The following is a 19,880-nucleotide window of genomic DNA, read 5'->3' as shown; positions in this document are numbered from 1 at the left end:
GATCAGAACTGCACTGGCACGATGAGCTTCATGGTGACATTACGTCCCATGTTGCAAATGCCTTGATGACCGTTGTCGGGTGTTGCCTTCACGTACTTCAGCCGGCTGAGATGGCTCTGATAAGCCCGGTTGAAGAGATTGGTGCAGCCGAGATAGAGGCTTGCACGCTTACGGCCATGGATCTTGAGGTCGGTGCCGGCAAGAATATTGAACAAAGTGTAGGAGGGCGTTGCCGTCTCTGTGCCGTTGAAAGCATAGAAATGGTTCTGGCGGAGGTCGCACTCCGCTTGCAACGCGACATAGGTGTTGTTCAAAATGCTGCCGTCACGGATAAGGTCGTAGCGCAGGTCACTCGTGAAGCGGGGTGCGGGTGTCCATGGGAGATATTTGCTTTCGCGCGGCTGATGGAGCTGCACGCTGTTGACATAGGAGAACGTGTTCTGGAAGTGGAGGCGGCTGACGGGATGGATATCCACACTTGCCTCACCTCCGAGCATGCGGGCGTCGCCCTGGTGGTACTGATAGGTATCGTAGCCCTTGGTCTTCACGCCTGCCAACTTCTCAGTGAAGATATAGTTGTCGATGAAGTTGGCAAAGAGTGAGAGCTGGAACGAGATGACGGCTGATGTATAGTCCCATCCGGCATCTATCTGCCATGAGTATTCAGGCTTGAGATCGCCGTTGCCGAGCTCGTATCTCACCGATCCCTCGTGTACGCCGTTGGAGCTCAGCTCACTGAGGTTGGGGGCCCGGAAGCCGCGTGCGAGGTTGAGGCGGAGATTCATCCTGGGACTGACGGCACAGACGGCGCCGATACTCCCCGTCAGGGCTGCGAAGTTGCGGCTGAGGCGGCTGAAGGTGTCACCCAGCGCAAAGGTGTGGATGTGGCGGTTGTCGTATCTCACTCCGCCGCTGAGCGTGAGGTTTCCGGTCTTATAAGAACTTGTGGCAAAGGCACCCACGTCGAAGAGGTTGTAGGCGGGGATAAGATATTCATCGCCTTCGTTGAGCATCTTCTGATACATCCCGTTCACGCCCGTTGCTATGTTCCAGTTGTCTGTGACGGGAAGCTGATATTTCAGATTATAATTGATGGTATGGAGTTTCATGTCGAGGCCGGGGTCCGTGGCACTTTCCTCATACTCCTGACGATGGTTCTGCTGGTAGGCGATGACAGCCTGGAGCGTGCCGTTGCCGAGGAAGACCGAGTTGTCACTCACCACCTTATAATGATACACCTGCTGGAAAGGCAGGTTCCTGCCGTAGGAATAGCTGTCGCTCCGCTCGCCCTCGGCGATGCCCGGCGTGAGGTTGTAGTAGCTTAGCTTCAGATGGCTGAAGCCCCAGCTCCGGTTGATGCCGGCCATGCCCTCGGCGGCACGTTCGCGATACTGAGATCCGGCGACATAGCGGTCGAGCTTGTTCTTGTAGGAGTGAGCCAGCGTCTGCGACCACCGCGCGTCCCATACGATGCCGTCCTCGTTGCCTTTGAAGTTGACCGAGTAGCCGAAGAGTCCGTTGTTGGTCTGGTATTGCGTCATGGCATTAGCCTCCATCGTCCCGAGGGCTGCCGTTGGCTCATCATGGAAGACGATGGCTCCTCCCATTGCGTCACTGCCGAACATCAGTGAGGCGGGACCTTTGAGGATCTCAGCCGACGAAACACTCTCGGGGTCGATCTCCACGCCGTGCTCCTCGCCCCACTGGTTGCCTTCCTGCCGGATGCCGTCGTTGACGACAACGACACGGTTGAATCCGAGGGCGCGCACCACCGGTTTGGAGATGCCGCCTCCGGTCGTGACCTGCGCGACTCCGGGCTGGAAGCTCAGGGCATCGATGATGTTCGTGGAAGGCGTTGCCTCAAGCATTGTCTTGTTGACGACGGAGATGGGAGTGGGCGAGTCCTTCATCAGAGACTTGCCTGTGAGCCCCGTTACGACAACCTCATTGATCATCGCATTCGACTCTTCCATCTTAAGGTTGAGCGTGTGCGTCTTTGAGAGGTCGATGTTCTCAATGATTGTCTTGTGGCCGAGATAGCTCACTTGGACGGGCGTAGTCTTATCCGGGAGCCGGGTGAACTCAAAATGCCCGTCCTTGTTAGTTGTCGTACCATTGGAGAGCTCGGGGAAATAAATAGAAACACCGACGAGCTTCTCTCCGCTCTTCTTGTCGGTTACGGTTCCTGAGAGGTTGTTGTCACCGTTCAGGGTATCTGCTGCGGCACCCATACATAAGAGCACCGTGAGCAGAAGAAATATGATTCTGTTCATGAGGAAAAAATAATTGTGATATTGGTTGCTTGCAGGGCGGTCCCCTGCACTGGGGTGAAAAACGGGGCGTTATCGCATCGGTGGCGCACGGAGAGAATAAGCCCTTTGTTTCCTCAGACAAAGGGTATAAGAAGACTTGTAGCCGAGAGAAAAGGCCAAACCACTGACAGCAAAGATAGCGAGGGTGATTCCGGCTACATAAGGTAGGGCCAAGAACGTGCAGAGCACGCAGTGGTCGATAGAGAATGTGTTGGAAGTAAGGTGACTATTGTGATGGATGTGATGAAGACAGGCATAGCACTCTGTCGTTGTCATCCCCTGTTCCTGTTTGTGAGTATGAAGAGAAGCGAACAAGAGCATTGGGATGAATACTCCTAAGAGAATCCAAGCACTCAGTTGCCGCTTATGGCCCAAATTTCTCACAATCTTCCTATTCTTGTTTGCAAAGTTAGCGTTTTATTGTCAGAATTGGAAAGGTTTTAATAATTTTGCAGACAAATTAAGGATAAGTTATGTCTATAAAACTGAAGCGTTCGGATGAGGAGATGCGCTGGAAGACGATCTCTTCAGAATATGTTGTGAAAGAACCATGGATGACGGTTCGCAAAGATAAGATGATGTTGCCGGATGGTCGCATCAAGGATGACTATTGGTCACTGGAGTATCCCGACTGGATCAATGTCATTGCCATCACAAAAGACGGGAAGTATCTCTTTGAGCGCCAATACCGCCATGGACTGGATGTCGTGGAGTGGGAGATTCCTGCCGGCGTGATCGAGAAAAGGGAAGAACCAATGGCTGCTGCCAAGCGCGAGTTGATGGAGGAGACGGGCTTCGGTGGCGGCGAATGGGAACCCTTCATGAACCTTTGTCCGAATCCGGGTACTAATAATAATATCGCCCACACATTCCTTGCCCGTGGTGTGGAACATGCAGGCGCACAACATTTCGATGCCAATGAAGATTTGGATGTCTACCTCCTCACGGCGGAGGAGGTGCGTGGCATCCTGGAGCGGGGAGAGATCATGCAGGCGTTGATGGCTGCTCCGTTGTGGAAGTTAGTTGCAACCCTTCGTCGGTGATGTCGATGAGGTGGCGCTTGTAGAGGTCGCCGACGGCTTTCTTAAACACTTTCTTGCTCACCTGAAACGTGCGCTTGATGTCGTCGGGTGCGCTCTTGTCTCCAAAGGGACAGAAACCATCGTGACTCTCGATCCACTGCAGGAGGATGTCGGCAAAGTCGAGCGTCTGTCGCCGTCCGGTGGGCTGGAGAATGATGTCGAGCCTGCCGTCAGGACGGACTTTCTCTATAAAGCCTTTCAGTTGGTCGCCCGTGTGGATCTGCTGAAAGATCTGGTCGCGGTAGATGAGCCCCTGGTACTTGTTGTTGACGATGGTCTTGAAGCCCAGGTCGGTCTTCTGCCAGATCAGCAAGTCAACCTCCTGGCGCTCTTTCAAGCCGGCGGATTGGGCAGACTGGAGATACTTGTCGATCTTTGCTGTCGCGACGATGCGGTAGCTCTCTTCATCGAGGTGGATATAGACAATATAGCTCTCGCCCATCTCCATTTTCTTCTTCTGCTCACGGAAGGGACAGAAAAGGTCTTTCATCAGGCCCCAGTTAAGAAACGCGCCGTACTGGTTGACCCATGTGCACTCGAGGTATGCAAAATCGCCTGCTTTAGCGAGCGGGATCTCCGTAGTGGCAATAAGCCGCTCCTCCTGGTCGAGATAGACGAAACAGCGTATCTTGTCACCCACTCTTGCACCTTCGGGCACATACTTCTTCGGCATGAGGATGTCGCCCTCACGCCCGCCGTCGAGGAAGATGCCGAAGGTCTCCCTGCCGCCCGCAGAGTGGGGATTGTCCCGCTGGGCCAGCCGTGTGACGGTAAGCGTGTTGTAGTCACCTAAACGTAATGTGGTCTTTTCCTGTTCCATGATCTTACAATGTTATTTCTCCCGAACCGTAGCATTTGTGGTGCTCTGCATCGTAGATGACACAGAACTGTCCCGGGGCCACGCCATGGATCTGTTCTTTACTGTGAATGGTGTAGGAGCCGTCACCGCAGTCTGCTACCGTTGCTTCGTGGCAGTCTGGTGTGTGGCGGATCTTGAAGGTGACGCACTCGGGCAGAGACGTGACGCCCTCGGTGAGAAAGTCGAAGCCGTGGATGAGGAAGTCGCTCTTGTAGGCCGTCTGTGGATCATAGCCATGGCTGACATAGAGGATGTTCTTTTCCGCGTCTTTCTTCACGACGAACCACGGACCTCCGCCGAGCCCGAGACCCTTGCGCTGGCCGATGGTGTGGAACCAGTGGCCCCTGTGCTCACCAATCTTCCTGCTGGTCTCCAGTTCGATGACGTCGCCTGTCTTCTCTCCGGCATAGCGGCGGATATACTCATCGTAATTGATATTGCCCAGGAAGCAGATGCCTTGCGAGTCCTTGCGCTTGGCGTTGATAAGATGCTCGCGCTCCGCGATCTCACGCACCTCGTTCTTGACATAGTGACCGATGGGGAAGAGTGCTTTCTTGAGTTGCCACTGATAGATCTGCGCGAGGAAGTCGGTTTGATCCTTCACGGGGTCGGGGCTTGTCGTGAGCCACTTGTGTCCGTCAATCCATTCGGTCTGGGCATAGTGACCGGTGGCTATGAGGTCGTAGCTGTACCCCATCTTCTCGTCGAACGCCCCGAACTTGATGAGACGGTTGCACATCACGTCGGGATTGGGAGTAAGCCCCGCCTTCACCTTCTCCATGGTATACTTCGTCACCCTCGACCAATATTCCCTATGGCAGTCTACGACCTGCAGTTTACAGCCGTATTTGGCAGCGACAGCTGCCGCCATCTCAAGGTCCTCCTCCGAGTTGCAGTCCCATTCCTCCTTCTCCCCGGGGCCTATCTTGATGTAGAAACAGTCGGGGTGGATGTCGCGTGAAGCGAGTTCATAGACGGCCACAGAGGAGTCGACGCCGCCACTGAGCAGTACCGCGATGCGCTTGTCTCTTATCTTGTCGTAATCAATCATCGTTATTTCTTTTCATCTGCTTCCTCTCTCTCAACGGTCCCCTTCCCGTCTTCTTTAGCCTCCTCCTCAAGCCGTTTCTTTTCCATGGCCTTGTTGTAAGCGTCTACGATGGGGTCACCTGTATTGTCCATTTCCTGGAACTTCCGGCGTACGGTTCTCAGATGCTTGCGGTCGCGGCGTCCGCGGCGGTCAAGAATATTGGCAAGGTCAAAACTGCCTATGATACCTGTTTTCGCACTTGGCAGTGGGTTATAGCCGACACTTTTTTTAATTTGTTGATTGATGTCATTCTTTCCCCATACTGTCACCTCACCGATGGAAGATCCGGTGGGAATGAGTGAGGTGGTATCCTTCAGCTCCCTGGCCAGCACGTGCTCTGGGATATAATTGTGCCTGAACACCGTGAGTGTGTCGAATTTTGCAGGCACATAACAGACGCCGCGCCAGTTGGTGGTGTCACGGTAGCCGTCTTTCGTACTGACGATAACGCCCCGCATGGGGACCTTTGTCTCGATATCAATGACCACGAGTTTCTTGCGCTGTGGTTCCTGCTGCTGCTCCTGCGCGTATGTTGGACAGAGGGCAATGAGCACGGATATGAAAGAAAGAATATATCTGAGCATGTAATGTGTCTTATTCAGTTGGGTTTGGATATATGATACGGTGCCGATGCGCTGATACCCTTTATGACCCGATGATCTGCTCCCAGTCGCCAAGCAGCTCCGTCATTTTCTGGTAGAGGAGGTTGGGCTTCTCTACAAGGAGGTCACTGTCGGGGAGCGGCCCGCTGTTGACAGCGATGGTGAAGCATCCGGCTGCCACACCTGCATGAATACCCAAGGGCGCATTCTCTACGACGATGCCTTGCCAGGGCTTGAGATCTCCGGCTTTGCGAAGTCCGGTGAGATAAGGGTCCGGGTCGGGTTTGCCACGGTCCACGTCATAGGCTGTTGTGATATGGTCGGGAGCGAGCCATTGACCGAAGTCATGAGTCAGCCGTGCGATGAGCGGTTTCTGAGCACTTCCGGTGACGACGTTGACAGAGAGTCCTGCATCCGTGACGCGCTGCATGAGCTCTTTCACGCCATCAAAGATAGGAGCCTCAGGCATGGCATGGAAGATGTTACTCTTCACTTCATACATCGCTTTAGCCTTCTCATCAGAGATGTCTGTGCCTTTCTGCCGCTTGACGAGCATCTTCACGGTGTCGAAGCCGCGTGCACCCTCTGTGGCATAGACATCGTGCGCCGTCATGTGAATGCCGAATTGTGCCATGGATTTCTGCCACGCGATGGCATGACGAGGCATGGAGTCGTAGAGCACGCCGTCCATATCGAAAAGCACGGCCTTGGGATGGAACTCCACCCCAAAGGTCGTGTTATAAGAGTTGATGGCTTGTTTGATATCCATCATTATTTATTTATCACTGATAATACTATCACTGAATTCAAATTATTTCTCCTTAGCGAGACGCTTCTTGATAGCAATGGTCTCATCTTCGTAGCCGGGCTTGCCGAGCAGTGCGAACATGTTCTTCTTGTAAGCCTCCACACCAGGCTGATTGAACGGGTTCACACCCTCCAGCAGACCACTGATACCACAAGCCTTCTCGAAGAAGTAGATAACCTGACCGAGGTAGTACTCGTCGAGCTTGGGCACACTGACACGGATATTAGGCACGCCACCGTCAACGTGAGCCAGGCGTGTGCCGAGCTCAGCCATCTTGTTGACCTCGTCCACGCGCTTACCCTCAAGGAAGTTGAGGCCGTCGAGGTTCTCGTCATCATGCGGGAAGAGGAGCTTACTGTTGGGCTTCTCCACAGAAAGCACTGTCTCGAAGATAGAGCGCTCGCCCTGCTGGATCCACTGACCCATGGAGTGGAGGTCGGTTGTGAAGTCGCAGGCTGCAGGGAAGATGCCCTTGCCGTCCTTACCCTCGCTCTCCCCATAGAGCTGCTTCCACCATTCTGCCATGAAGTGGAGCTTCGGCTGGAAGTCAGCGAGAATCTCAATCTTCTTGCCGGCCTGCGTATAGAGGGCCTGACGTATAGCGGCATATTGTGCCGAGATGTTCTGCTTGAAAGGTACGTCGACAGCCGTAGCCTTCTCCATGTCCTGAGCACCCCTGACGAGCGCCTTGATGTCGAATCCAGCTACAGCGATAGGCAGCAGACCTACCGGGGTGAGCACTGAGAAACGACCGCCTACGTTGTCGGGGATGATGAATGTCTTGTAACCCTCTTTCTCAGCGGTCTTACGGGCAGCACCCTTCACGGAGTCGGTGATGGCAACGATGACATCCTTGGCCTCATCCTTGCCGCGCTGTGCCTCGCACTGCTTCTTCAGCAGACGGAAAGTGAGTGCGGTCTCCGTTGTCGTACCACTCTTGGAGATGTTGATGACACCGAACTTCTTGTCCTTGAGGTAGTTGGTCAGTTCTGACAAGTAATCCTCAGAGATGCTGTTGCCTGCGAAGATGACGTTGGGAGCCTTGGAACCGTCGTTGACGAGCCACTGTAACGAGTTACCGAGAGCTTCAATGACGGCGCGCGCACCGAGATAAGAACCACCGATACCAGCTACGACAACAGTGTCGCACTTGGCGCGAAGCAATTCGGCACAGGCCTCCACATCATTGAGGAAATCGCCTGTGGTCTCTGTGGGGAGGTGGAGCCAGCCCAAGAAATCACTACCTTCACATGTGCCGCTCTCAAGAGCTTCCTGAGCGGCCTTCACCTTCGGCTCATAACCTTTCACTGTACCGGCAGCAAGAAACTCCACGGCCTTGCTGGTGTCTAACTTAATGTTTTCCATAATGACAAAATTACATGCATTGAGGACAAAAAGACATAAAGAACATATTTTCTATAAAGACAAATCTTCTCTTCTATCAAGACGGACTCTTCTCTTCTATCAAGACAGACACTTCTCTATCTTAAAAAGATGGATTCTTCTTTATTTTATGAGCGGAATATGCTTTAAATATGCTTTATATGTCTTTGTGTGTCGCTGCTTTTGTTATTTAATTAAAATTATAGTTTACGATACGTTTTATATTTCCGTTTTATCTCTATTTTATCACTGCCAAAATTCACGAGGAGACCATTCTCGATGTTTAATGCAGTAAGATAGTTGACGAGTTGGACTTCGTTATCCAGCGTGAGATGTTGGGTAGCCTTCAGTTCAATGATAATATTTTTGTTCACAATCATATCTGCCTTATAGCTCCCAACGATGTGATTTTTATAGACGACATTGATTGGAACCTCCGTCTCAACAGGCATCCCTTGCTCTTTGAGCTCAATGTATAGCGCATTCTTGTATATCTTCTCAAGAAATCCAGGAGGCAGCACTCCCCGCACATTATAGATGCACTGGATAATCTTCTTTATGAGTAGCTCAACATTTGCACTATCCATATTCATGCCTGTGTTTCTTTACGTCTTAAATATGTTCTTTATGTCTTTATGTCTTAAAAAAATCTTTATGTCAACTTTTCAGTCAGCGTCAGTATGGCCTTAGCTGGATTCACCTGTCTGTAGAGTATGTCGTAGACGGTGTTGAGAATCGGCATATCTACTTTTGCCTGTTTGTTAAGTTCCATCATACACTTAGTCCCATAGTAGCCTTCGGCCACCATCTTCATCTCTAACTGAGCACTCTTGACGCTGTAGCCTCTACCGATCATTGTGCCGAACGTGCGGTTGCGTGAGAAGTTGGAGTAGCAGGTCACCGTGAGATCACCGAGATAAGCACTGTCACAGATATTCCGTTTGGCAGGAGACACGGCTGTCAGGTAGCGGTCCATCTCGCGTACACAGTTGGTGAGCAGCACCGCCATGAAGTTATCGCCATAGCGCAGTCCGTTGCAGATACCTGCGCAGATGGCATAGACATTCTTCAGCACGGCAGCATATTCGATACCCATGATATCCTCAGATGTTTCTACGCGTACGTAGTCGCTTCGTAACACATTGGCGAAAGCCTCGGCAGTCTTCTCCGCGGTACACCCTATCGTGAGATAGGTGAGGCGGTCCATGGCCACCTCCTCAGCATGTGAGGGGCCTCCGATACAGAGAATATGATCCTGCGGCACATTGTAACGTGTGTGGAAATATTCGCTCACGACCATATCCTCGTCGGGCACGATGCCTTTCACTGCTGTCACAATAGTCTTGCCGCTAATGTCGGCGGTGAGCTTGGCAAGGTGGTTCTTGAGGTAGGGCGACGGAGTGACGAAGATGAGCGTATCGTATTTGCGTGCCACAGCGTTGAGGTCGGCGTAGAAGCTTATCTGGCTGACATCGAAGTTGAGTGTCGTGAGATAGGCAGGATTATGTCCGAGCCGCTTGAACTCTGCGATACGGTCACTTCTGCGCATATACCATCCGATATGCCCCGTCCGGCCCACCACTATCTTGGCGATGGCCGTGGCCCACGAGCCGCCACCGATGATGGCAATGCCACCCTCGACGCCGCCCCACGGCTTGGTGGGATGAAGCACTTTCTGCCAAAGATTGTTGATGAAGCTCATAATACTATACAGTTTGAAATGTTGTTGCGGGCGGCCACAAAGGCTTACCCCTGCATTGACCTCTCACTCTTCACTCATCACTTATCCTTCTTCACTCCCCAGCTTTCTCGATCCATTGCTGAATGGTGCCGAGTTCAGGTTTGTCGTAGCCGAGCTTGTACTTCTTGTTAATCTCGAGCATCTTCTGCTGCAGAGCCTGGGCCTTGACATCCTTGATGTCGGAGATAAGATTGTAGCCGGCCTTGCGGAGCACATACACCCAGTTCTCGGGTACGCCCACCTTGTCAGCCCAGTCATTCACGCTGGTCTGTGGCATCTTAGCTTCAGGCTTAAGTTGCGGAAAGAGCATGACCTCCTGGATGAACTCCTTGGCGGTCATGAGCATCACGAGACGGTCGATGCCGATGCCGATGCCCGACGTGGGCGGCATGCCATACTGCAGGGCACGCAGGAAGTCATGATCGATGACCATTGCCTCGTCGTCGCCCTTGTCGGCAAGCTTCATCTGCTCTTTGAAGCGCTGCTCTTGGTCGATAGGATCGTTGAGCTCAGAGTAGGCATTGGCCAGTTCCTTGCCGTTGATCATCAATTCGAAGCGTTCTGTAAGACCGGGCTTAGAACGATGCATCTTAGTGAGAGGTGACATCTCCACAGGATAATCGGTGATAAATGTGGGCTGGATGAACGTACCCTCGCAGAACTCTCCGAAGAGCTCGTCGATGAGCTTGCCTTTGCCCATGGTCTCGTCAATCTCCAAGCCCTTACTCTGACAGAAACTGCGAATCTCATCCTCACTCTTACCCTCGCAGTCGAAGCCGGTCTTTTCCTTAATGGCCTCAAGGATAGGCAGACGACGGAAGGGAGCCTTATAACTGATCACCTTGCCGTCAGGATAAGTTACTTCAGGCTTGCCGTTGACCGCTGTACAAATGGTCTCGAGCAGCTGTTCGGTGAAGTCCATCATCCAGTTGTAATCCTTGTAAGGCACATAGAGCTCCATACACGTGAACTCAGGGTTGTGGTTCTTGTCCATACCCTCATTGCGAAAGTTCTTGCCAATCTCATAGACGCCGTCGAAGCCGCCCACGATGAGGCGCTTGAGGTAAAGCTCCGTGGCGATGCGCATGTACATATCAATGTTGAGCGCATTAAAATGAGTGATGAACGGCCGTGCGCTGGCACCGCCGGCGATGGCTTGCAATGTGGGGGTCTCCACCTCGGTATAGCCTCTCTCATCAAAGAACTGGCGCATGGTGCGCAGCACGGTGGCGCGCTTGAGGAAAGTCTCCTTCACGCCGTCATTGACAATGAGGTCAACATAGCGCTGGCGGGCACGCATCTCAGGGTCATCAAACTTGTCATAAGCCACGCCGTCCTTGTATTTCACAATGGGCAGAGGTTTGAGGCTCTTCGAGAGCAAGGTCAATTCCTGCGCGTGAACAGAGACCTCCCCTGTCTGGGTCTTGAAGACAAAACCGCGCACGCCGATGATATCGCCAATATCGAGTAGCTTCTTGAAAACTACGTTGTAAAAGTCTTTATTATCATCGGGGCAGATATCGTCGCGCGTGGCGTAGACCTGGATGCGGCCCTTACCGTCCTGCAGCTCCATAAAGCTGGCCTTGCCCATAACACGGCGGCTCATCATGCGACCGGCGACAACGACCTCGGGCTTCTCGCCATCCTTGAAGTTCCGCTTGATCTCCGTGCTGAAAGCCGACACCGGAAACTCTGCGGCAGGATAGGGGTTGATGCCCATCTCGCGCAACTGCTGCAGGCTTTGGCGGCGGCCAATCTCTTGCTCACTCAACTCTAATATATTCATGTGTACTTGATATTTATTCCAACCAATCGCTATAATGTGCAAAATTACGAAATAAAGTTCATTAAAAGAAGAGATTGACAAAATTTAGCCTTATTCTTTGGATGAACATTGCACGACCTGGCGTCTACACCGTAATGGCGATGCGTCTACACTGTAATGGCAATGCGTCTACACTGTAAAGGCGATGCGTCTACACTGTAAAGGCGATGCGTCTACACTATAATGGCAATGCGTCACAGATACGAATGGTCGTGTAGTACCTTTTAGTGAAAAGACGGGAGAAAGAAAACGCCGGAACCCTCACGGATTACGGCGCTCTTATTAATTGTTAAACATGTTTTCTCTGTAAATCAATGGAAGGCTCACGCCTTAGCGTGCGTTCCTGTCCATCATCAGGGCCAACAGCGAGATGCCGATAAACATCAGGGCGGCCATAGCTGCAAAAGTCGTCAAACTCATCATACTTTGCTTTCTCTAAATTATTAATCTTTTTTATCCGGCCATCGCTATGCCGGTTGTTATCCTGAAAAACTTGTCAACTAAAACTAATCAACTAAACTACTGAATGTGTTACCTGAATACTTATCCTTTGCCTTTAAGAAGGCAGCCTAATTTCTTATGACGATGCAAAGTTAGGAAGAAAAACATGTGTACGCAAACAATACAGGGCTTTCCTATGCCGAACCCACGCTTTTATTGACAATCATCAAATGGGTTGACCGAAATCAATCCATTGGAATGATGACATCAGAGGCATCGGCTGAGAAACGGCATACAAGGCCGCAGAGAGTACCTTGAAACAGATAATACAAAAAAATATGCGGAACTGAATCATTCCTCAAATATATTTTATAATTTTGCCTGTGAAATGAATAAGAAGAAGGCGATCAACACTGTCATGCAGGTAGCATTGTCCCTGTTTTTGGGCGGCGCCATCCTCTATTGGATGTATCGGGGCTTTAATCTCCGAAGTATCGGCGACGTCATGCTCCACCACATGGACTGGACATGGATGCTACTCTCCTTCCCTTTCGGCATTTTGGCGCAAGCCTTTCGCGGCTGGCGCTGGCGGCAGAGCCTTGAGCCTTTGGGCGAGAAACCGCGCAGAAGCGTTGCGGTGAACAGCATCTTTCTCTCCTACGCGGCAAGCCTCGTGATCCCCCGTGTAGGCGAGTTTGCACGTTGCGGCGTGCTCAAGCGCTGGGATGGCGTCTCATTCCCGAAATCACTTGGCACGGTGGTCACTGAGCGTGCCATTGACACCCTGTTGGTGCTCCTCATCACCGTCTTCACCTTTCTATGGCAGCTGCCCGTCTTCCACCGCTTCTTCGCCCGCACAGGCACCCGTCTGGATGAGCTTCTGGGGCAGTTCACCACCACCGGCTGGTGGGTCACCGCCGTCTGTGGCGTGGCTGTGCTGGTGCTGCTATGGGCGATTGTAAGGAAGTTGTCTATATATAATAAGGTGAAAGAGACGTTCATCGGGCTATGGTCAGGGATTATTTCCATACGCAACGTACGCAATGTACCCCTGTTCCTTTTCTTCAGCATTGGGATATGGGCCTGCTACTTCCTGCATTATTATCTCACCTTCTTCTGCTTCATTCCCACAGCTCACTTAGGAATGGCATGTGCGCTGGTGACGTTCATCGTAGGCTCCATCGCAGTCATCGTACCCACGCCCAACGGCGCCGGCCCCTGGCATTTCGCAGTGAAGACCATGCTCATCCTTTATGGAGTGGCGGCCAGCAACGCACTCTACTTCGTACTTATCGTCCACACTATACAGACGCTTCTTGTGCTTGCGCTGGGCATCTACGCATGGATAGCGCTGGCACTGACAAAGAAAAGAATTTAAACAACATACACATTCATTTAATAACCAAAAGCTATGAGTGAAATCCGCAACTTACAACCTGCCGCCATCTGGCGCAATTTTGATGACCTTACCCAAATACCACGTCCCAGTGGCCACGTGGAGAAAGTGCAGCAGTTTCTGCTCGACTTTGCCAAGCGCGTAGGCGTAGAGGCATTCCAAGACCCCGCCGGTAACATTGTCATGCGCAAGCCCTCCACGCCGGGCTATGAGAATCGCAAGACGGTACTTTTACAGGCACACATGGACATGGTGCCGCAGAAAGCCCCCGACTCCACCCATAACTTCGAGACCGATCCCATTGAGACCTATATCGAGGACGGATGGGTACACGCCAAAGGCACGACACTCGGCTCCGACGACGGCATCGGCGTGGCAGCCATCATGGGCATCATGGAAGAGAAAGACCTGAAGCATGGCCCCATCGAGGCTCTCATCACACGCGATGAAGAAACGGGGATGTACGGTGCTAATGAGTTGCCTGAGGGCGAACTGCATAGCGATATTCTTATAAATCTTGACTCGGAGCTGTGGGGCAAGTTTGTCATTGGCTCGGCCGGTGGCGTCGATGTCACCTCCTCTCTCGAATACCAACCCGTGGACAACGACCAGGAGACAGCTGTCAAAGTAACCCTCAAGGGGCTTCGCGGCGGTCACTCCGGCCTGGAAATCAATGAGGGCCGCGCCAATGCCAACAAAGAGATGGTGCGCCTCGTACGCAAGGCTGTGGCTGAGAATGGCGCGCGACTTGCCGCATGGCATGGAGGTAATATGCGCAATGCCATCCCATTCAAGGCTGAAGTAGTGCTTGCATTGCCCGAAAGCCAAGTAGAAGCCGTGAAAGCCCTTGTGGAGCAGCAACGCCTCGCTATTGAGGACGAATTTAAAGGCATCGAGAAAGACGTTCAATTCTTTGTCGAAGAGGTAGAGAATCCTACCCAACTGGTACCCCGTGAGATTCAAGACAACCTCATCGACGCCATCTATGCCTGCCACAACGGTGTCATACGCATGATTCCCGCCTACCCCGACGTGGTGGAGACATCGTCAAATCTCGCCATCATCGACATTGAGGGAGGCAAGGCCGTCATCAAGATCCTCGCACGCTCCAGCCGTGAAGATATGAAGGAGTATGTAGGCTCCATGCTCGAAAGTTGCTTTGCAATGGCCGGCATGCGGACTGAGTTCAGCGGGAGCTATGGCGGATGGGATCCTAACCCTGACAGCAAGATCCTCAATCTGCTGAAAGAAATCTATAAAGAGCAGACCGGCAAGGATGCCACTGTACAAGCCGACCACGCCGGACTGGAGTGCTCGGTAATCCTGAGCAAGTATCCGGGCATGGATGCCGTCAGCCTTGGCCCTACCCTTCTCTCACCTCACACCACAAGCGAACGGTTCAAGATAGACACCGCAGAGCCCTTCTGGAAACTCCTCACCACTGCTCTTGAGCGGATAGAAGAGAAATAATTGCAGAAAAAAAACCGGGGAAATGTTTGCCTCTCCGGTTTTTTTTCTTTACTTTTGCAACGTCAAATATTCAGTTATCATCTTTATGGACGATTATCACGCGGACAGTTACAATTCATAGCGTGAGGATAAAGCCCTTTACGGCCAATCCCCACCAGCTGTTCATGTAATATAGGAGATTGGCTGCAATGAAAACATATTGGAACATTGAGAAGCAACTGAGAGTGATCAATGAGTGGGAAGCAGGGTGCTGGATTCAGGTTACCTGTCCCACCGACGACGACCAGCGCGAACTGGAAGAGAGATTTCATATCCCCGACTATTTTATGAGCGATATCAGCGATACCGACGAGCGTGCCCGCTATGAGTACGACGACGGGTGGACGCTCATTATTCTACGTATCCCTTATGTCAAGGAGATTCGCTCGCGCACGCCTTACACGACCGTGCCCATAGGCATCATCCATAAACGTGACGTCACCATCACCGTCTGCTTCTACGAGACCAACATGATGCTTGACTTTGTTAGCTACCAGCAGAAACGGGGCGTGGGATTCACCGATTATGTTGACATGACTTTCCGTCTATTCTTGTCCTCTGCCGTGTGGTATTTGAAACGATTGAAGCAGATCAACGCACTCATCGAGAAAGCCAAGCATAACCTCGACCATGAAGTAAACAACGAGAGCCTCATAGGCCTGAGTCGCCTTCAGGACTCACTCACCTACTTTATCACTTCCATTCGAGGCAACGAAAACTTATTGCAGAAGTTGAAGTTCAAACTACAAGTCGATGAGCTCGACGCCGATCTCATCGAGGATGTGAACATTGAAATGACACAGGCACGCGAGACCACTAATATCTATTCAGACATTCTTGAGTCGACGATGGACACTTATTCCAGCATCATCAACAACAACATGAATACCACGATGCGTACCCTTACCTCGCTCAATATCATCCTCATGGCACCTACACTCATATCCAGTATCTACGGTATGAACGTCATCAACGGATTGGAAAAGTCGCACTACGGCTTTGTCATCTGTATCGCTATCGCCGTGCTCGTGACAGGGGTAAGTTGGTGGATCCTACGCTGGAAAAAACTTATTTAACCACAGAAGCATAAAAAATAGTGTGAAAATTAGTATATTACAATCTTTTTCTCTAAGTTTGCACAATATTTACAACACGTATATATCATCAAGAAATATTTATAAATCATTGGAAGCCATGCGCATCCAAGGTGTTTGCTGGTCACAGCAGCATGGCCATGGAACTCCGAATCATAAACTTAATTTAGAGTGAAATGATGGACTCTCAAGAAAAGGCCCCCGAACAGGGCAATGCAGAAGAGCTGAAAACGGTGGTCAACTCCACTTCGGAAGCTGAGAACAAACCTGAAGCTAAGAACATGTCAGAAGCTGAAAACAAACCCGAAGCTGAGAACATATCAGAAGTCGAAAACAAGTCAGAAGCTGAGAATGAATCTGAGGAGACGAAGAAAGTCTACGCCTCAAAGCAGGAAGTCCTCAACCGTGTCAAGGAAATCGCCCAAAGCGATGAGCTCCCGAACAGGGACGAAATGGATCATCTCAAAGCCTCCTTCTACCGTTTCCACATCGCAGAACGCGACCAAAAACAGAAAGAATACCTGGAGGCAGGAGGTGACCCCGAGAAGTATCAAATGATGCCCGACGATGACGAGGAAACCTTTAAGGCAAACATGCAGGTCATCAAGGAAAAGCGTGCCAAGGCATTTGAGAGGGCGATGCAGGAGCGTGAGGACAATCTCAAGCGTCGCGAGGAAATCATTGAGAAGATAAAGACAATGGCCACTTCACCTGACGAAGCAAACAAATCATACAATGACTTCAAGGCTCTGCAGCAGGAATGGAAAGAGATAGGACCGGTGCCACCCGAAAAATCAAGCGAGACATGGCGCAACTATCAGCTATACGTCGAGCAGTTCTATGACTTGCTCAACCTCAACCGCGAAGCACGCGAATACGATTTCAAGAAGAATTTAGAAGCCAAGACACGCCTGTGCGAAGAAGCTGAAAAACTTGCTGAAGAGCCCGATGTGATCAGAGCCTTCCATCAACTCCAAGACCTGCATGAGCAGTATCGCGAGATAGGACCCGTGTCAAAAGACCTCAGGGAAGAAATCTGGACGCGCTTCAAGAATGCAAGCACCGTCATCAATAAGAGACATCAGGAACATTTCGAGAAGTTGCGCGCCAACGAGGAAGAGAATCTCGCCAAGAAGACTGCACTCTGTGAAAAGACAGAGAACATCGCCCAACAGGAAAATAAGAATTCAACTGATTGGGAAAAACACTCTAAAGAAATCATTGGCATCCAGCAGGAATGGAAAACCATCGGCTTTGCACCCAAAAAGAGCAACGAAGAGATTTTCCAGCGCTTCCGTAAAACATGCGACGACTTCTTCAGCCGGAAGGCTGCTTATTTCAAAGAGGTACGTGCACGGCTCTACGAGAATGCTGAGAAAAAGAAAGCTCTCGTGGCAAAAGCTCAAGAGCTCGCCGACTCTACCGACTGGAAAGCGACTTCTGACAAACTCATTCAGCTGCAAAAAGAATGGAGAGCCATTGGAACCGCGCCCCGAAAAGTCAGTGACCAGTTGTGGAACGACTTTCTCTCTGCCTGCAACCACTTTTTTGACGCCCGCAATGCTGCACATGCCGGCACACACAACGAAGAGAAGGAGAACTTGCAAAAGAAGCACGCCATCATCGAAGAACTCAAGAAAATTGCCGCTGACGCTGATGCCAACGCTCGAGAGAAAGTGCAGGAACTCGCTGATAAATACAATGCCATCGGACACGTGCCTTACCGCGATAAGGACAAGGTCTACAAGGAATACCACGACGTCATGGACAGAATCTTTACCGAACTGCATATCTCCGCGGCCAAACGTCATCTTGATAACTTCAAGAATAATCTTCGTGGCATAGCAAAGAAAGGAGAGGATGCCATTGATAATGAGCGCGCACGGCTCATGCACCGCTATGAGCAGCTTAAACAGGAAATCACAACTTATGAAAACAACCTCGGCTTTCTCAATATCTCAAGCAAAAAAGGCAACAGCCTTGTTGATGAGATGAATCGCAAAGTGCAGAAACTCAAGGATGATGCACAGATGATTCGTGAGAAAATCAAGGCCATTGACCAAACAAAGTAATCTCCGTTGAGATACAGGATTGCTGAATTCCAAAAGTCCAGAAGTACAGTCTGAGATTTAGTCTTATTACAAGAGACAGCTACCTCTAATTATACTTCTGGACTTTTCTTCACTTTACTTCAGAGTTTCTGTCTACTGAACTCTAATCATTCAACTTCCCCATGATATAATCTACCGTCTCTGGCCATAATTTCCGTGGTGAGCGGGGCGTTCCCTGCATACCGTTCTCCCTCAGCTTTGCAAGGGATAGTTCAGATGTATGAAACTCTTTCAGGAAGGAATAACGTACGTAGAGATGATCCGCCTTGTGGCGTAACCAGTTCTCAAAATATTGTTGGGAGATATAGTAAGATTCATCATTGGCGATCTCCTCACAAGTCAAGGCGACAGACGTTACCTCCATCATGAAAGTAATACGGCTTTCGGGAGCGGTGGCATAGAGGAAAACTACATCTCCTTTCTCAAAACGGTTCCTCATTCCCCAGTCAATAAATCCATTATCGTGTATGAAGTCGGCAACCCGGAAACGCTGATTGTTGTAAGCCCTAATCCAATAGTTCATATCAATCCTTCTCAAAATGCTGATAGTCTTTTACCGATTTCCACGATCCTCCCCATTTGAATCCCCGAGCCGTAAAGAGCCGCCAAAGCAGATCGCCACGCTCTATTTTATAAGGGAATGACGCCGACCGGTCTGAATATTTCCTTGCATTAGACGGCTGTACTGTAATGTTCCCGGATCTTGACTGCCTGACACAAGGATTATAAAATGTATTGATATCCACGGCCATTCCCTTAGCGTGAGCCGATAGTTTCCTGCTACCACGCACCACCCTATAGCAAAAGCTGCTGCTATTGTTAGCACGCATCGACTGCTCATCATCAGCTTCATAGTCATCAATAAGCCTAACTCGCTCTATAGGATACCTATGCTTATAGAGCTCCTCAAAGATTTCCAATACATCTTGAGCAATAGCCTTGTTGCAGACCATTTCACCATGATGGATTTTCCCTTCCTTATCAACATGCAACAACCGCAAGTACCTCAGCTCCGAGCGTTTAACAGGGCAGTCTGCTGGATAGCTCTTTCCTTTCATTCGCTGGAAAACGGCATCGGGAATCATCGAAACGGAAAAGTCCTCAGATTCACGAAAAGCATGGACTGTCAAAGGAATGAGGAGCAGCAAGAAAAAAATCAATATATTACGGCACATCATAATAGAGTAATCTTTACCTTCTTAAGAAAACGAAAAGAGACCAAGCAAGAAAAGCTTGATCTCTACATTGTTGGGGTACTCGGACTCGAACCAAGAATGACAGGACCAGAATCTGTAGTGTTACCATTACACCATACCCCAATTTGTCTCACTACTCTTATTTTCGAATGACGAGTGCAAAGTTACTGACTTTTTATAACCCCACCAAACTTTTCAACAACTTTTTTTGAAAAGGCCCATTACAATACGCTACACAATCGATGAAACAACCCAAGGCAAATCAGTTCATGGCATATTTATCCGTCCATTGACAAACATCATTGTCATCAATGGCCCATTCAACCCACCCGACTGTTTTTCCCGCAATGACATTGTGTCATATCGCTGTCCTGTCACCTCCACAAAATAATAAAAATAAGATTAATATTCTTTGTAATTCCTGTGTTTTT

At 50.5% G+C, this 19,880-nt stretch carries 17 protein-coding genes and 1 tRNA gene; 5 read left to right on the top strand and 13 right to left on the bottom strand.

The annotated features are described in order from the left end of the window. Window positions 1-2 precede the first annotated feature (2 nt). Both PREMU_RS12720 and PREMU_RS15170 read right to left on the bottom strand, forming a co-directional pair. Window positions 3-2,273 (bottom strand): TonB-dependent receptor, encoded by a 2,271-nt coding sequence (locus PREMU_RS12720; RefSeq protein ID WP_007575893.1) that lies wholly within the window; start codon window positions 2,271-2,273, stop codon window positions 3-5. 69 nt (window positions 2,274-2,342) lie between these two features. Next, entirely contained in the window at window positions 2,343-2,588 is a 246-nt protein-coding gene (locus PREMU_RS15170) for a hypothetical protein (RefSeq protein WP_007575891.1), read from the bottom strand. Between the two features lie 197 nt (window positions 2,589-2,785). On the opposite strand from PREMU_RS15170, the gene PREMU_RS12715 reads away from it, so the two are divergent. Then, window positions 2,786-3,355, top strand: a complete 570-nt coding sequence (locus PREMU_RS12715) for an NUDIX hydrolase (RefSeq protein ID WP_007575889.1) — start codon at window positions 2,786-2,788, stop codon at window positions 3,353-3,355. Here the strand turns inward: PREMU_RS12715 and PREMU_RS12710 are convergent. The 8 genes from PREMU_RS12710 to lysS form a co-directional block, all read right to left on the bottom strand. Beyond that, a complete protein-coding gene (locus tag PREMU_RS12710; protein ID WP_007575887.1) occupies window positions 3,297-4,214 on the bottom strand; it encodes a CvfB family protein in 918 nt (305 codons plus the stop codon). The genes PREMU_RS12715 and PREMU_RS12710 overlap by 59 nt on opposite strands. Before the next feature lie 4 nt (window positions 4,215-4,218). Further along, a complete protein-coding gene (mnmA, locus tag PREMU_RS12705) occupies window positions 4,219-5,304 on the bottom strand; it encodes a tRNA 2-thiouridine(34) synthase MnmA (protein ID WP_007575885.1) in 1,086 nt (361 codons plus the stop codon). Between the two features lie 2 nt (window positions 5,305-5,306). Further along, on the bottom strand, window positions 5,307-5,927 hold the full coding sequence (locus tag PREMU_RS12700; RefSeq protein WP_007575883.1) for a hypothetical protein: 621 nt from the start codon (window positions 5,925-5,927) through the stop codon (window positions 5,307-5,309). 61 nt (window positions 5,928-5,988) lie between these two features. Further along, the gene (locus PREMU_RS12695; RefSeq protein WP_007575881.1) at window positions 5,989-6,714 is read right to left on the bottom strand and encodes an inorganic diphosphatase; all 726 of its coding nucleotides are present in this window, start codon (window positions 6,712-6,714) and stop codon (window positions 5,989-5,991) included. Window positions 6,715-6,756: 42 nt separating this feature from the next. Continuing rightward, complete coding sequence (locus PREMU_RS12690) at window positions 6,757-8,118, bottom strand: glucose-6-phosphate isomerase (RefSeq protein WP_007575879.1); 1,362 nt, start codon at window positions 8,116-8,118, stop codon at window positions 6,757-6,759. Window positions 8,119-8,336: 218 nt separating this feature from the next. After that, entirely contained in the window at window positions 8,337-8,729 is a 393-nt protein-coding gene (locus PREMU_RS12685; RefSeq protein ID WP_007575877.1) for a GxxExxY protein, read from the bottom strand. A gap of 59 nt (window positions 8,730-8,788) precedes the next feature. Continuing rightward, window positions 8,789-9,838: an NAD(P)H-dependent glycerol-3-phosphate dehydrogenase gene (locus tag PREMU_RS12680; RefSeq protein WP_007575875.1), complete on the bottom strand. Its 1,050-nt coding sequence runs from the start codon at window positions 9,836-9,838 to the stop codon at window positions 8,789-8,791. Window positions 9,839-9,929: 91 nt separating this feature from the next. Further along, window positions 9,930-11,663, bottom strand: a complete 1,734-nt coding sequence (lysS, locus tag PREMU_RS12675; RefSeq protein WP_007575873.1) for a lysine--tRNA ligase — start codon at window positions 11,661-11,663, stop codon at window positions 9,930-9,932. An 868-nt stretch (window positions 11,664-12,531) separates the two neighbouring features. Here lysS and PREMU_RS12670 point away from each other — a divergent pair. The 4 genes from PREMU_RS12670 to PREMU_RS12655 all read left to right on the top strand — a co-directional run bounded on the left by PREMU_RS12670 (window position 12,532) and on the right by PREMU_RS12655 (window position 18,214). Beyond that, a complete protein-coding gene (locus PREMU_RS12670; RefSeq protein WP_007575869.1) occupies window positions 12,532-13,521 on the top strand; it encodes a lysylphosphatidylglycerol synthase transmembrane domain-containing protein in 990 nt (329 codons plus the stop codon). A gap of 33 nt (window positions 13,522-13,554) precedes the next feature. Beyond that, a complete protein-coding gene (locus tag PREMU_RS12665) occupies window positions 13,555-15,009 on the top strand; it encodes an aminoacyl-histidine dipeptidase (RefSeq protein ID WP_007575867.1) in 1,455 nt (484 codons plus the stop codon). Window positions 15,010-15,197: 188 nt separating this feature from the next. Next, window positions 15,198-16,124 (top strand): magnesium transporter CorA family protein, encoded by a 927-nt coding sequence (locus PREMU_RS12660; protein WP_007575863.1) that lies wholly within the window; start codon window positions 15,198-15,200, stop codon window positions 16,122-16,124. A gap of 194 nt (window positions 16,125-16,318) precedes the next feature. After that, window positions 16,319-18,214, top strand: a complete 1,896-nt coding sequence (locus PREMU_RS12655; RefSeq protein ID WP_007575861.1) for a DUF349 domain-containing protein — start codon at window positions 16,319-16,321, stop codon at window positions 18,212-18,214. Window positions 18,215-18,356: 142 nt separating this feature from the next. Here the strand turns inward: PREMU_RS12655 and PREMU_RS12650 are convergent, their stop codons facing one another. The 3 genes from PREMU_RS12650 to PREMU_RS12640 form a co-directional block, all read right to left on the bottom strand. Next, on the bottom strand, window positions 18,357-18,791 hold the full coding sequence (locus tag PREMU_RS12650; protein WP_007575859.1) for an EVE domain-containing protein: 435 nt from the start codon (window positions 18,789-18,791) through the stop codon (window positions 18,357-18,359). Continuing rightward, window positions 18,778-19,431: a M15 family metallopeptidase gene (locus tag PREMU_RS12645; protein WP_007575857.1), complete on the bottom strand. Its 654-nt coding sequence runs from the start codon at window positions 19,429-19,431 to the stop codon at window positions 18,778-18,780. The genes PREMU_RS12650 and PREMU_RS12645 overlap by 14 nt, the downstream gene beginning before the upstream one ends. A gap of 70 nt (window positions 19,432-19,501) precedes the next feature. Then, window positions 19,502-19,572, bottom strand: a tRNA-Gln gene (locus tag PREMU_RS12640). Window positions 19,573-19,880 lie beyond the last annotated feature (308 nt).

It is taken from the genome of Hallella multisaccharivorax DSM 17128 (assembly GCF_000218235.1).
GTDB classification, from domain to species: domain Bacteria; phylum Bacteroidota; class Bacteroidia; order Bacteroidales; family Bacteroidaceae; genus Prevotella; species Prevotella multisaccharivorax.
The sequence above is the reverse complement of the archived record's forward strand: the minus strand, read 5'-3'. Positions and strand labels throughout refer to the sequence as shown.